Source organism: Streptomyces sp. NPDC006296 (assembly GCF_040613235.1).
GTDB lineage: Bacteria > Actinomycetota > Actinomycetes > Streptomycetales > Streptomycetaceae > Streptomyces.
In genome coordinates, this window is record NZ_JBEXRT010000014.1 from 57553 (window position 1) to 70549 (window position 12997).

At 71.6% G+C, this 12997-nt stretch carries 12 protein-coding genes; 2 read left to right on the forward strand and 10 right to left on the reverse strand.

Features of this window, described 5'->3' with window-relative positions; genetic code table 11:
- Positions 1-394: 394 nt before the first annotated feature.
- Positions 395-1237: a hypothetical protein gene (locus ABZ172_RS12530; protein ID WP_356883097.1), complete on the reverse strand. Its 843-nt coding sequence runs from the start codon at positions 1235-1237 to the stop codon at positions 395-397.
- A 175-nt stretch (positions 1238-1412) separates the two neighbouring features.
- Here ABZ172_RS12530 and ABZ172_RS12535 point away from each other — a divergent pair, with 175 nt between their 5' ends.
- Positions 1413-2504 carry a Glu/Leu/Phe/Val dehydrogenase dimerization domain-containing protein gene (locus ABZ172_RS12535; RefSeq protein ID WP_356883099.1) on the forward strand — a complete coding sequence of 364 codons (1092 nt, stop codon included), beginning with the start codon at positions 1413-1415 and terminating at the stop codon, positions 2502-2504.
- A gap of 343 nt (positions 2505-2847) precedes the next feature.
- The gene (locus tag ABZ172_RS12540; RefSeq protein WP_099173078.1) at positions 2848-3105 is read left to right on the forward strand and encodes a DUF3073 domain-containing protein; all 258 of its coding nucleotides are present in this window, start codon (positions 2848-2850) and stop codon (positions 3103-3105) included.
- A gap of 150 nt (positions 3106-3255) precedes the next feature.
- Here ABZ172_RS12540 and purM read toward each other — a convergent pair whose 3' ends face one another.
- The 9 genes from purM to purS form a co-directional block, all read right to left on the reverse strand.
- The gene (purM, locus tag ABZ172_RS12545) at positions 3256-4329 is read right to left on the reverse strand and encodes a phosphoribosylformylglycinamidine cyclo-ligase (protein ID WP_356883101.1); all 1074 of its coding nucleotides are present in this window, start codon (positions 4327-4329) and stop codon (positions 3256-3258) included.
- A 60-nt stretch (positions 4330-4389) separates the two neighbouring features.
- Positions 4390-5916 carry an amidophosphoribosyltransferase gene (purF, locus tag ABZ172_RS12550; RefSeq protein ID WP_356883103.1) on the reverse strand — a complete coding sequence of 509 codons (1527 nt, stop codon included), beginning with the start codon at positions 5914-5916 and terminating at the stop codon, positions 4390-4392.
- A 422-nt stretch (positions 5917-6338) separates the two neighbouring features.
- Positions 6339-7184, reverse strand: a complete 846-nt coding sequence (locus tag ABZ172_RS12555) for an META domain-containing protein (protein ID WP_356883105.1) — start codon at positions 7182-7184, stop codon at positions 6339-6341.
- Between the two features lie 39 nt (positions 7185-7223).
- Entirely contained in the window at positions 7224-8012 is a 789-nt protein-coding gene (locus ABZ172_RS12560; protein ID WP_356883107.1) for a sterol carrier family protein, read from the reverse strand.
- A gap of 177 nt (positions 8013-8189) precedes the next feature.
- Complete coding sequence (locus ABZ172_RS12565; protein WP_356883109.1) at positions 8190-9095, reverse strand: M23 family metallopeptidase; 906 nt, start codon at positions 9093-9095, stop codon at positions 8190-8192.
- Between the two features lie 29 nt (positions 9096-9124).
- The gene (locus ABZ172_RS12570) at positions 9125-9649 is read right to left on the reverse strand and encodes a helix-turn-helix domain-containing protein (RefSeq protein WP_356883111.1); all 525 of its coding nucleotides are present in this window, start codon (positions 9647-9649) and stop codon (positions 9125-9127) included.
- A 106-nt stretch (positions 9650-9755) separates the two neighbouring features.
- Positions 9756-12005 (reverse strand): phosphoribosylformylglycinamidine synthase subunit PurL, encoded by a 2250-nt coding sequence (purL, locus tag ABZ172_RS12575; RefSeq protein ID WP_356883113.1) that lies wholly within the window; start codon positions 12003-12005, stop codon positions 9756-9758.
- Positions 12002-12682 (reverse strand): phosphoribosylformylglycinamidine synthase subunit PurQ, encoded by a 681-nt coding sequence (gene purQ, locus ABZ172_RS12580; RefSeq protein ID WP_356883115.1) that lies wholly within the window; start codon positions 12680-12682, stop codon positions 12002-12004. Before purQ ends, purL begins: the two co-directional genes overlap by 4 nt.
- A complete protein-coding gene (purS, locus tag ABZ172_RS12585) occupies positions 12679-12930 on the reverse strand; it encodes a phosphoribosylformylglycinamidine synthase subunit PurS (protein WP_014155066.1) in 252 nt (83 codons plus the stop codon). The genes purQ and purS overlap by 4 nt, the downstream gene beginning before the upstream one ends.
- Between the last annotated feature and the right edge of the window lie 67 nt (positions 12931-12997).

The following is a 12997-nucleotide window of genomic DNA, read 5'->3' on the forward strand; positions in this document are numbered from 1 at the left end:
GAGTCGTCAGAAGTCGTCAGACCCCCCAGAGCATGCAATACCGAGCTTTCCGCCCATAGTTGGGCGGACAGAGTCCTCCCCGGACTCCTTGTCCTATTTTGACATAAGGAGTAGGGAAGGGCGCAAGGGCCCCGTTAGTGCTATCCATCACGCTTGAGGCAAAGGCCCGGTTCGGGACCTAGGTCCCGCGGGCCCGAAGGGACATTCTCGCCCCACCTGTCGCACGCGTCACACCTGGACCGGGTTCACGGTCCGTCAGTTTCTCTCAGGACATCCTCGTTCACCTCCGCAGGGCCTCCTCGGTGCCCACCGATGTCGGACACCTCACAAGATGTCTCTTCCCTGCGGATAGCGGCTCTATGCGATGAAGCATCGTCATTGGCACCGCTTCGGGCTAGTTGGAGGATTGTAGGTCGCGCACCGCCCGCCAGCGTTCCGCGAGACGCCCGTAGGCCACGCCCGCCGCGTCGTGGTCCCCGTCACGCAGCGCCGCGATGCCCTCCGCCACGTCCGCGGCCGACCGGTCGCCGACGAGGTGCTCGCCGCTCAGGGCGTGGACGAGGCCGCCGTAGTCCAGCTCGACCAGGGAACGCGGGTGGAACTCCTCCAGCCAACGGCCCACCTCCACCAGCCCCTCGGTCAGCGGCCCTTCGTCGACGGTCTCCCGCAGGGTCCGCAGCGCACGGGCCAGCCGGCGCCGCGCCTGCACCATCGGGGTCCGGTAGCGCATCAGCCGGCGGTCGGCGGCGCCGTCGGTCACGCACTCCCGCTCCTCGTCGTCGAACAGGACGAACCAGCGCACCGGGACGTGCCACAGCGTGGTCCTGATCCAGGGACGGGCGTCCGGGTTCCGCTCGGCCCACCGCTCGTAGTCCGCCGTCGCCTCGCCCCGCACCACCGGGGGCAGCACGGCGTCCAGCACGGTGGCCGGAAACAGACCCCCCAGTTCGCTCATCGCCAGCCAGCCGCGCATCCGGGTCCGCCACGGACACACACAGAGCACCCCGTCGAGCACCGCGACGAAGGCGTCCCCGCTCTCCCGCACCGGCACCGCGACCGGCGGGGTGGGGACCAGGCCGGCGAGCGACCGGCGCAGTTCGTCCTGCGCCGTGGGAAGGTCCGCACGCCGTGCGTAGCGCGTCCAGTGACCCCGCTCGGGTTCGCGGAAGGCGGCGAGCGGCTCGTACACCCGCAGGTAGGACGCGTAAGGGACGAGCACCGAAGACACCACCGACATGCGTAGATCGTGTCACGGCCGTACTCCACCGGGGGGTGATCCGGGGGAGCGGAACAGATCCGCCCGCCGGGAGGACTTACGCTCGTGCCCAGCCGTCCGGCCGGTTCCGGTCGGTCCGGGACCCTCCCCACCGTCAGGAGGGTCTTCCGCCGCTTCGTACTTGGGAGTCACCACCGTGACCGATGTGACCGGCGTACCCGTCGATGTGCTGCGCACCCTGTTCCACTCGGACCAGGGCGGCCACGAGCAGGTCGTGATCTGCCAGGACCGCGCCAGCGGCCTCAAGGCCGTCATCGCCCTCCACTCCACGGCCCTGGGCCCGGCCCTCGGCGGGACCCGCTTCTATCCGTACGCCTCCGAGGCCGAGGCCGTCGCGGACGCGCTGAACCTGTCGCGCGGCATGTCGTACAAGAACGCCATGGCCGGCCTCGACCACGGCGGCGGCAAGGCCGTCATCATCGGCGATCCGGGCCTGGTCAAGACCGAGGAACTGCTCCTGGCCTACGGCCGGTTCGTGGCCTCCCTGGGCGGGCGCTACGTGACCGCCTGCGATGTCGGCACCTATGTCGCCGACATGGACGTCGTCGCCCGCGAGTGCAGCTGGACCACCGGCCGCTCCCCCGAGAACGGAGGCGCCGGCGACTCCTCCGTCCTCACCGCCTTCGGTGTCTTCCAGGGCATGCGGGCCTCCGCCCAGCACCTGTGGGGCGACCCCACCCTCCGCGGCCGCACGGTCGGTGTCGCGGGCGTGGGCAAGGTCGGCCACCACCTGGTCCAGCACCTGCTGAGCGACGGCGCCCGGGTCATCGTGACGGACGTCCGCGAGGAGTCCGTACGCCGGATCACCGACCTGCACCCCGAGGTCTCCGTCGCCGCGGACACGGACGCGCTGATCCGCACCGAGGGCCTCGACATCTACGCGCCCTGCGCGCTCGGCGGGGCGCTCGACGACACGACGGTGCCCGTGCTCACCGCGAAGGTGGTGTGCGGTGCGGCCAACAACCAGCTCGCGCACCCGGGCGTCGAGAAGGACCTTGCCGACCGATCGGTTCTGTACGCGCCGGACTACGTGGTGAACGCCGGCGGCGTCATCCAGGTCGCCGACGAGCTCCACGGCTTCGACTTCGAGCGGTGCAAGGCGAAGGCCACGAAGATCTTCGACACCACGCTGGCCATATTCGCACGTGCGAAGGCGGACGGGATTCCGCCGGCCGCTGCGGCCGACCGGATCGCCGAGCAGCGGATGGCGGACGCCCGTCGTCCCTGACCCGTCGCCGAGGTGTCCGGGCCCCGTCACCGAGCCGTACGCGAAGGCCGGTGACGGGGCCCTGCACGTGCGTCAGCAGGCCCGTGGTCCACGGGGAGACAAGACTCACTCGGGTCGGCGGGTCGGCCGTCCGCAAGAGGTTAAAATCAGGGTTGACCAGCGAGGAAGGGCACCTCGTCGGTCCTGCTCGGCGGCGCGTGACGCGGGCGGCGTACCGTAGGGCCGAGGAAGCAGGTACGGTTAAAGCCACGGGCGCGGTCTCTCTGCCGAGAGTCCGTCCCGAAACATGAACGCGTGTCAAGACTCTGGGGCCGTCGAGCCCCGTCACCGAGGGGGTCGAGCCATGGGGCGCGGCCGGGCAAAGGCCAAGCAGACCAAGGTCGCCCGCCAGCTGAAGTACAGCAGCGGCGGGACTGACCTGTCGCGTCTGGCCAATGAGCTGGGCGCATCGCCTTCGAGTCAACCACCGAACGCCGAGCCGTTCGAGGACGACGACGAGGAAGATGACCCGTACGCACAGTACGCGGATCTGTACAACGACGACGAGGACGCGGACCAGGACGACCAGTCCGGTCCGTCGTCACAGCGCCGCGGCGCTTGACCTCGCGCTGACACATCGACCCGGTCCGGGCCCGCCCGGACCGGGTTCTGTGCTGTCCGGGCGCGGATCGTTCCCGCGTCGATGGCCGGCGGGCCCGGTGACGCGGCCCCGCCGGTCCGTCGAGGTGCCGGACCGGCGGGTCATGACGTCCTACCGCGCGTAGCTGCCGGTCAGCGCGGCGCCCGTGGCGTGGTCGCCGCGCTCGGTGATCTCACCGGCGACCCAGGAGTCGACACCCCGGTCGGCCAGCGTCGTCAGAGCCGCGTCCACCGAGTCGGCCGGGACGACCGCGATCATGCCGACGCCCATGTTGAGCGTCTTCTCCAGCTCCAGCTGCTCGACCTGTCCGGCCCGGCCGACCAGGTCGAAGACGGCGCCCGGGGTCCAGGTGGACCGGTCGACCGTGGCGTGCAGCGCGTCCGGGACGACCCGGGCCAGGTTGTTGGCCAGGCCACCGCCGGTGACGTGGCTGAAGGCGTGCACCTCGGTCGTGCGGGTCAGCGCCAGGCAGTCCAGGGAGTAGATCCTGGTCGGCTCCAGCAGCTCCTCGCCGAGCGTCCTGCCGAACTCCTCGACCTGGCGGTCCAGGGTCCAGCCCGCGCGGTCGAAGACCACGTGGCGCACCAGCGAGTACCCGTTCGAGTGAAGACCGGAGGACGCCATGGCGATCACGGCGTCACCCGTGCGGATACGGTCCGGGCCCAGCAGCAGGTCGGCCTCGACCACACCCGTGCCGGCGCCCGCGACGTCGAAGTCGTCCGGACCCAGCAGACCCGGGTGCTCGGCCGTCTCGCCGCCGACCAGCGCACAGCCCGCGAGGACACAGCCCTCGGCGATGCCCTTCACGATGGCCGCGACACGCTCGGGGTGCACCTTGCCGACGCAGATGTAGTCGGTCATGAACAGCGGCTCCGCGCCGCACACGACCAGGTCGTCGACGACCATGCCGACGAGGTCGTGCCCGATGGTGTCGTACACGCCCATCTGGCGGGCCAGATCGACCTTCGTGCCGACACCGTCGGTGGCGGAGGCGAGCAGCGGGCGCTCGTAGCGCTTGAGCGCCGAGGCGTCGAAGAGGCCGGCGAAACCGCCCAGGCCGCCGAGGCCCGCGACCTCGGGGCGCTGCGTCTTCTTCACCCACTCCTTCATCAGCTCGACGGCGCGGTCACCGGCTTCGATGTCGACGCCCGCCGCGGCGTAGGAAGCACCTGTTGTCTCAGACATGGCCCGGGATCTTTCGTGTGGGAATACGGGGCTGGTGGGGAGGCAGCCGGTCGGTCCGGGTCACGGACGACGCAGCGCGTCGGCCGCCGCGGTCGCGGCGGGACCGGCCGCCAGCTCGGTCTCCAGCAGCTGCTTGCCGAGCAGCTCCGGGTCCGGGAGCTCCATCGGGTATTCGCCGTCGAAGCAGGCACGGCACAGGTTCGGCTTGGCGATCGTCGTCGCCTCGACCATCGCGTCGAGCGAGATGTACGCGAGGGAGTCGGCCCCCATGGAGCTGCCGATCTCGTCCACGGACATGCCGTTGGCGATCAGCTCGGCGCGCGTCGCGAAGTCGATGCCGAAGAAGCAGGGCCACTTCACGGGCGGCGAGGAGATCCGGATGTGGATCTCGGCGGCTCCCGCCTCGCGGAGCATCCTCACCAGGGCGCGCTGGGTGTTGCCGCGGACGATCGAGTCGTCGACGACCACCAGGCGCTTGCCCTTGATGACTTCCTTGAGCGGGTTGAGCTTCAGCCGGATCCCCAGCTGACGGATGGTCTGCGAGGGCTGGATGAAGGTCCGGCCGACGTAGGCGTTCTTGACCAGTCCGGCTCCGAACGGGATTCCGCTCGCCTCGGCGTAGCCGATCGCCGCGGGGGTCCCCGACTCCGGAGTCGCTATGACCAGATCCGCCTCGACCGGAGCCTCGGCCGCCAGCTTCCGCCCCATCTCCACGCGGGAGAGGTAGACGTTCCGGCCGGCGATGTCGGTGTCGGGGCGGGCCAGGTAGACGTACTCGAAGACACAGCCCTTGGGCTTCGCTTCTGCGAAGCGAGAGGTGCGCAGACCGTTCTCGTCGATGGCGACGAGCTCGCCCGGCTCGATCTCGCGGACGAAGCTGGCACCGCAGATGTCCAGGGCGGCGGACTCGGAGGCCACCACCCAGCCGCGCTCCAGACGGCCGAGGACCAGCGGGCGGATGCCCTGCGGGTCACGCGCCGCGTAGAGGGTGTGCTCGTCCATGAAGACCAGCGAGAAGGCGCCCTTGACCTCGGGAAGCACCTTGGCGGCGGCCTCCTCGATGGTGAGCGGCTTGTCGTCGTCGTCCCGCTGGCCGGCGAGCAGCGCGGTCACCAGATCGGTGTCGTTGGTCGCCGCGACCTGGGTGGCACGCCCGTCCTTGCGGGGAAGGTCGGCGACCATCCCGGCGAGCTGGGCCGTGTTGACCAGGTTGCCGTTGTGACCGAGGGCGATCGAGCCGTGCGCGGTGGCACGGAACGTCGGCTGCGCGTTCTCCCACACCGAGGCACCGGTGGTGGAGTAGCGGGCATGACCGACCGCGATATGGCCCTGGAGCGATCCCAGAGACGTTTCGTCGAAGACCTGCGAGACCAGTCCCATGTCCTTGAAGACCAGGATCTGCGACCCGTTGCTCACTGCGATGCCCGCGGACTCCTGTCCACGGTGCTGCAGGGCATACAGTCCGAAATAGGTGAGCTTGGCGACCTCTTCACCCGGAGCCCAGACACCGTAGACGCCGCAAGCGTCCTGGGGGCCCTTCTCGCCGGGGAGCAGGTCGTGGTTGAGTCGTCCATCACCACGAGGCACGCCACCGAGTGTAGGGGAGATCGACCACCGGTCCGAATTGGGTGGGCGTCCGGAAGCGACCGCGGCCGGGACGGCGGGGCGCCCTCCGCGACGGCCTGACGTGCGGTCGAACGATCACCTTGGGTGACCGGGGCACCCGGCCCGGACCGGCTGCGAGGGCCCCCGGACCCGCCGATGCCGGGGATGGGAGGCGGTTACCGGCGGGTCCGGCAGGACGCCGCCGCCGGACCGGAACCGCCCCGCCTCCGGCACTCGCTGCACCGGCATCACCGCACGGGCCGACGGCGGATGCACTCCCGGACCGTGGCGAGCCTCACACCGCGGGCCCTCCGCCGGGGAGCCCCCGACGCGCTCCCGGGCCGCCCGCCGCCCGGTGCGGCGCCGTCGGCCGGCACGGCGGTCCGGAGGCGTGGCGGCCGGGGTCAGCCCTTGGCCGCGGGGGCGGACGCGTCCAGGCCCTTGCCGCTCTCCGCCTCGATCGACAGCGAGCGGTGCTCGATCGTGTACGAGGTCGTGCCCTTCAGCACCGCGAGCAGCGCGCGCTCCAGCTCCATCTCGGGGCCCGGGCACATCTTCCTGGTGGAGGCGAGCGGCCCGAAGGTGAGCGTGGAGCCGGAGACCTCCGCCTTTCCGTGGAAGGAGTTGCAGCCGAGGTTCCCCTCCACCGTGCCGTCCTCGCCGAAGGTGAGGTGCGCCGCGTCCTGCGTGCCGGCGGGAAGGGCGGAGACGGTGCTGCCGGACACGAGCCCGGTGACCTTCCAGGCGGTCCCGGCGAGCGGCGCCGGCGGCTCCGAGGTGAGGGCGATGGAGTCACCCCGCGCGGTGGTCAGGGTGAGGTTCTTCGCCTCCCCCCGTCCCGCCACGGCGGCCCGCAGCTCGCCGCGGAAGGCCTCGCCCATCGCGTCCTCGAACTGCTGGGACTCCTTCGCGCAGGCCATCCCGGTGCTGGTGACCTCCCCGACGGTGACCTTGTCGCCGTCGAGGCGGGCGTCGGCGGTGAAGCGGTTGCAGCCGAGGTTGCCGGTGGCCTTCCCCTCGGGGTCGATCTCGACGTGCGTGCCCTCGGGGGCGGAGGTCTTCTTCCCGCCGACGGTCAGGGACGACACGTTCCAGTGGACGCCGGTCACGGCGGGTTCGGCGCGCACCGTGCCACTGCCGTCCCCGGAGTCCCCGGACCCCGCTCCGGAGCCCGGTTCCGTACCGCAGGAGGCGAGGGCGAGGGTGGCCAGGACGGCGAGGGCGCTGACGGTCATACGGTGTGTACGCATGGTCCTGGGACGGAACGACCCGCCGATCCGGTTCCCCCGTCAGCCGGCCAGCGGGAGCAGCCCGGCGAGGTCGGCCCGCTCGCCACTGGCGCTGACCTGCGCCGCTTCGCGCGCGTCCGCCCACCGGATCCGGCCGGTCGCCAGCCGGATCCAGGTGAGGGGGTCCGTCTCCACCACGTTGGGCGGGGTGCCCCGGGTGTGCTGGGGACCGCCGATGCACTGGACGACCGCGAAGGGCGGCACGCGCACCTCGACCGAGCCGCCGGGCGCCTTGTCCGCGAGCGCGTCGGCGAGCAGCCGGGTGCAGGCGGCGAGCGCCTGGCGGTCGTACGGGATGTCGAGGCCGGTCGCCCGGTGGAGGTCGTCGGTGAGGACGACGAGCTCCACGGCACGGGTGACCAGCAGGTCGCCGAGGCGCATGGTCCCCGCGCGGGTCGCCACCAGCCGCTCCCCCGGGCTCCCGGCGACGAGCCGCGCGAACCGCTCGGCCGTCTGCGCGTACAGCGCGCCGAGGGCGGGCCGCTCCCCGGCGCCGTCCGCGGTCCCCCCGGTCAGCCCCGCCGAGGTGACGGACCACGCCAGCGGGGTGAGCTGCGGCTTCGCGCCGGGCGGCGCCGGCAGCTCCAGCTCCCGGCTGACCTCCTCCAGCACCGCGGCCGGGAGCGCCGCGAGGTCGTGCACGGTCCGCTCCCCCCGCCCGGACGGAGCGGACAGCTGGTCCTGCGTCAGGGCGCCCACCGACTCACGGACACGGTCGAACTGCGCCAGGACCGCGGTGCGGGTCCGGGCGGGGTCGTAGGCGCGGGGGCGCTTCTTGGCCGGGGGCATGGGGGCGAGACTAACCGGCGCCTGTGACACCGCGCTCCGCCCCCGCGCGGCGGCCCGGCCGCGCCCCTCGCGGGTGCCCGGCCGCGCTCCTCACGAGGTCCCGGCCGCCCTCCGCACGGGGGCCGGGCCGGGCCGCATCCCGTGCGGGGGCCGCGCCCGCGCCCCGTGCCGTGCGCTTCAGCGGCCCCCGTCGCCCCGGCCGCCGTCGCCGCCCCGGCCGCCACCGTCGCCGTCACCCCGGACCCGGACCCGGGTGGCGTCCTGCGGGCGGTCGGCGGCCTCGGCCACGAACGCCTCGCCGTTGCGGGGAACACCGATCCCCCGCCAGGTGAAGGGGATGCCCCGCGCCACGTCCAGATCCGGACGGTCCATCAGCTGGAAGTGCACGTGCGGCTCGGTGGAGTTGCCCGAGTTCCCGCAGCGGGCGACCACCTGGCCCTCGCGCACGGTGTCCCCCGCTTTCACCCGGAGGGAGCCTCGCCGCAGGTGCGCGTACACGGCGTACGTCCCGCCGCCGAGGTCGAGCACCAGGTGGTTGCCGACGACCCGGCGGGCCCCGGCCAGATCCCGCAGGGAGGCCTCCACCACCAGGAGATAGGCCAGCGCGGGCCCCGAGGTGCGGCTGAGGTGATCACGCTGCCCGTCGCCCGCGTGCACGACGGTGCCGTCGGCCACCGCCACGAGCGGGGCGCCGAAGGCCGGGAAGTCCCGGTTGGGGCGGGCGAGCGGCCACAGCGGACGGAAGGACGGGCGGCTCCCCTCCTCCGGCTCCGCGACGACGTCGATCGCGTGGGACTGCCCGTACCCGTGGGTGCCGTGGCTGGGCACCTTGTCGGCCGGGCTGTTGAGCGCCACCCAGCGTCCGGTCACCGGCGGCCCCACCTCCACCGCCGGCCGCTCCTGCGCCGCGGCCGCCCGCCCCCCGCGGGCCACCAGGAACCCGATGAGGACCGCCGCCACCGCGGGCACGAAGGTCAGCCCGTACGGCACCAGCGGCTCGGCGACGACGTCGACCAGCACCAGGGCGACGAACACGAGCCAGCAGCAGCGGTGGAGGATCATCGCGGCCTTGCGCACGGACATGGGGTCCCCCTCGGTCTCGGCGTGCGGGTCTACGGCCGGGCGGCCGTGAGCACCACCAGCAGCGGCACCACCCGGGAGCCGGGCACCTCGTAGCGCCCGCGCCCGGTCGTGTGCAGCCACCCGGCGCCGGTCAGCTGACGCAGGTGGTGGTAGATCTGGCCGGTCGTGCCGGTGTCGTCCAGCCCGGCCAGTTCGGCGGCGGTGCGGCAGCCGCCGAGGATCTCGCGGAGCAGCCGCAGCCGGACCGGATGGCCGAGGGCGGCGAGCGGCTCGGCGGCCTCCGCCCAGTCGGGGCGCTCCTCGTCCGTGCCGAGGAGGCCCGCGGTGAGCGCGCCGTACTGCCACTCGTAGTGCTCGCCGGCGGGCAGTCGCACCGCGCCGGTGAACAGCACACCGCCGTCGGCGGCGGCCTGACCGACCTGTTCGAGCTGATCCTTCAGCCCGTCCAGCGCCCAGAAGTCCCCGTCCCCCAGATCGGGCCTCCCGGCGTCCGCCGCCCGCTCCAGCGCCGCGAGGCGACGCTCCAGCTCGGCGACGCGCTCCTCAAGCTTCACAGAACACAACCTTACGTAATTACGTAACATCCATCAACGGTTTCGTGTGAGAACGCCGAAGCCCCCGTCCGGTCGACCCGGACGGGGGCTTCGGCACAGGCAGAATCTAGGCGAACAGACCCTTCAGGGTTCCCTCGTGCGCCGTGCGCAGCTCCTCCAGCGGAATGCTGAACTCGCCCTGGATCTCGATCTCCTCGCCGTCCACGACACCGATCCGGGCGACGGGCAGACCCCGCGCACCGCACATGTCGGTGAAGCGGAGCTCCTCGCTGCGCGGGACCGAGACGACCGCACGGCCCGCGGACTCCGAGAACAGGAAGGTGAACGCGTCCAGACCGTCCGGGACGACCAGCCGGGCACCCTTCCCGCCGCGCAGGCAGGACTCGGCGACCGCCTGGACCAGACCGCCGTCGGACAGGTCGTGCGCCGCGTCGATCATGCCGTCGCGGGAAGCCGAGATCAGGATCTCGCCGAGCAGCTTCTCGCGGCCCAGGTCGACCACCGGCGGCATACCGCCGAGGTGCTGGTGGACGACCTCCGACCAGGCCGAACCGCCGAACTCCTCACGGGTGTCGCCCAGGAGGTAGAGCAGCTGCCCCTCCTCGGCGAACGCCACCGGAGTGCGGCGCGTGACGTCGTCGATCACACCGAGGACGGCCACGACCGGCGTCGGGTGGATCGCCGTCTCACCGGTCTGGTTGTACAGCGACACGTTGCCACCGGTGACCGGCGTGCCCAGCTCCAGGCAGCCGTCGGCGAGACCGCGGGTGGCCTCGGCGAACTGCCACATGACGTCCGGGTCCTCGGGCGAACCGAAGTTCAGGCAGTCGGAGATGGCCAGCGGCTTGGCACCGGACGCGGCGACGTTGCGGTAGGACTCCGCGAGCGCCAGCTGCGCACCCGTGTACGGGTCCAGCTTGGCGTAGCGGCCGTTGCCGTCGGTCGCCATGGCCACGCCCAGGTTCGACTCCGCGTCGATCCGGACCATGCCGGCATCCTCGGGCATCGCGAGCACGGTGTTGCCCTGCACGAAGCGGTCGTACTGGTCGGTGATCCAGGACTTGGAGGCCTGGTTCGGGGAGGAGACCAGCCGCAGGACCTGCTCGCGCAGCTCCGCGCCGTTCGCCGGACGGGCCAGCTTCCCGGCGTCGTCCGCCTGGAGCGCGTCCTGCCAGGACGGCCGGGCGAACGGCCGCTGGTAGGTCGGGCCCTCGTGGGCGACGGACCGCGGGGGCACGTCCACGATCTGCTCGCCGTGCCAGAAGATCTCCAGCTGCGAGCCCTCGGTCACCTCACCGATGACGGTGGCGATGACGTCCCACTTCTCGCAGATCTCCAGGAAGCGGTCCACGTGCTGCGGCTCGACGATCGCGCACATGCGCTCCTGCGACTCGCTCATGAGGATCTCCTCCGGCGAGAGGGAGGAGTCGCGCAGCGGCACGGTGTCCAGCTCGACGCGCATGCCGCCGGAACCCGCGGAGGCCAGCTCGCTCGTGGCGCAGGACAGCCCGGCGCCGCCGAGGTCCTGGATGCCCGCGACCAGCTTCTCCTTGAAGATCTCCAGGGTGCACTCGATGAGGAGCTTCTCCTGGAACGGGTCTCCGACCTGGACGGCCGGGCGCTTCGCGGGCCCGGTCGACTCGAAGGTCTCCGAGGCCAGCACCGAGACGCCGCCGATGCCGTCGCCGCCGGTGCGGGCGCCGTACAGGATCACCTTGTTGCCGGGACCCGAGGCCTGGGCGAGGTGGATGTCCTCGTGCTTCATCACGCCGATGCAGCCGGCGTTGACGAGCGGGTTGCCCTGGTAGCAGGAGTCGAAGACGACCTCGCCGCCGATGTTCGGCAGACCGAGGCAGTTGCCGTAGCCGCCGATGCCCGCGACGACGCCGGGCAGCACCCGCCGGGTGTCGGGGTGGTCGGCCGCGCCGAAGCGGAGCGGGTCGACGACCGCGACCGGGCGGGCGCCCATGGCGAGGATGTCGCGGACGATGCCGCCGACGCCGGTGGCCGCGCCCTGGTAGGGCTCGATGTACGAGGGGTGGTTGTGCGACTCGACCTTGAAGGTGACCGCGTACCCCTGGCCGACGTCGACCACACCGGCGTTCTCGCCGATGCCGACGAGCATCGCGTCGTTGGCGGGGACCTTCTCGCCGAACTGCTTGAGGTGGACCTTGCTGCTCTTGTAGGAGCAGTGCTCGGACCACATCACGGAGTACATGGCGAGCTCGGCACCGGTGGGACGGCGGCCCAGGATCTCGCGGATCCGGGCGTACTCGTCCTCCTTGAGACCGAGTTCCTTCCAGGGCTGTCCGGCGTCCGGGGTTTCGGCCGCGTGCTCGACCGTGTCCAGGCTCATGCGTTGACCAGCTTCTTGATGATCGAGGTGAAGAAACCCAGGCCGTCGGTGCGACCGGTGCCGATCAGCGGCTCGACGGCGTGCTCCGGGTGCGGCATCAGACCGACGATGTTGCCCGCGGCGTTGGTGATGCCGGCGATGTCGCGCAGCGAGCCGTTGGGGTTGACGTCGGCGTAACGGAAGGCGACGCGGCCCTCGGCCTCCAGCTCGTCGAGCGTGCGCTCGTCGGCGGTGTACCGGCCGTCCATGTTCTTCAGCGGTACGGAGATCTCCTGGCCCGCCGAGTAGTCCGAGGTCCAGGCCGTCTGCACGTTCTCCACCCGCAGCTTCTGGTCGCGGCAGATGAAGTGGAGGTGGTTGTTGCGCAGCATCGCGCCGGGCAGCAGGTGCGCCTCGGTCAGGATCTGGAAACCGTTGCAGATGCCGAGGACCGGCAGACCGGCCTTCGCCTGCTCGATGACGGTCTCCATCACCGGCGAGAATCGCGAGATGGCGCCGGCGCGCAGATAGTCGCCGTAACTGAATCCGCCCGCCAGGATGACCGCGTCGACCTGGTGGAGGTCCTTGTCACGGTGCCAGAGGGATACGGGTTCGGCACCCGCGATCCGCACGGCCCGCAGGCTGTCCTGGTCGTCGAGCGTGCCGGGAAAAGTGACGACTCCGATACGGGTGGTCACTTCTCCTCCTCCACCGTGACGGTGAAGTCCTCGATGACGGTGTTGGCGAGGAAGGTCTCGGCGATCTCGTTAATGCGGGCGAGGGCGGCATCGTCGACCGGCCCCTCGACCTCGAGCTCGAAACGCTTTCCCTGACGAACGTCCGCGATTCCGTCGAAGCCGAGACGGGGCAGTGCGCGCTGCACAGCCTGTCCCTGCGGGTCGAGGATCTCCGGCTTGAGCATGACGTCGACTACGACGCGTGCCACGGGCACTCCCGGTGGTGTGGTGCGGCTGTGTCTGCGAGGGGTTCCCCTGATCCCCACGGGTCCGCTC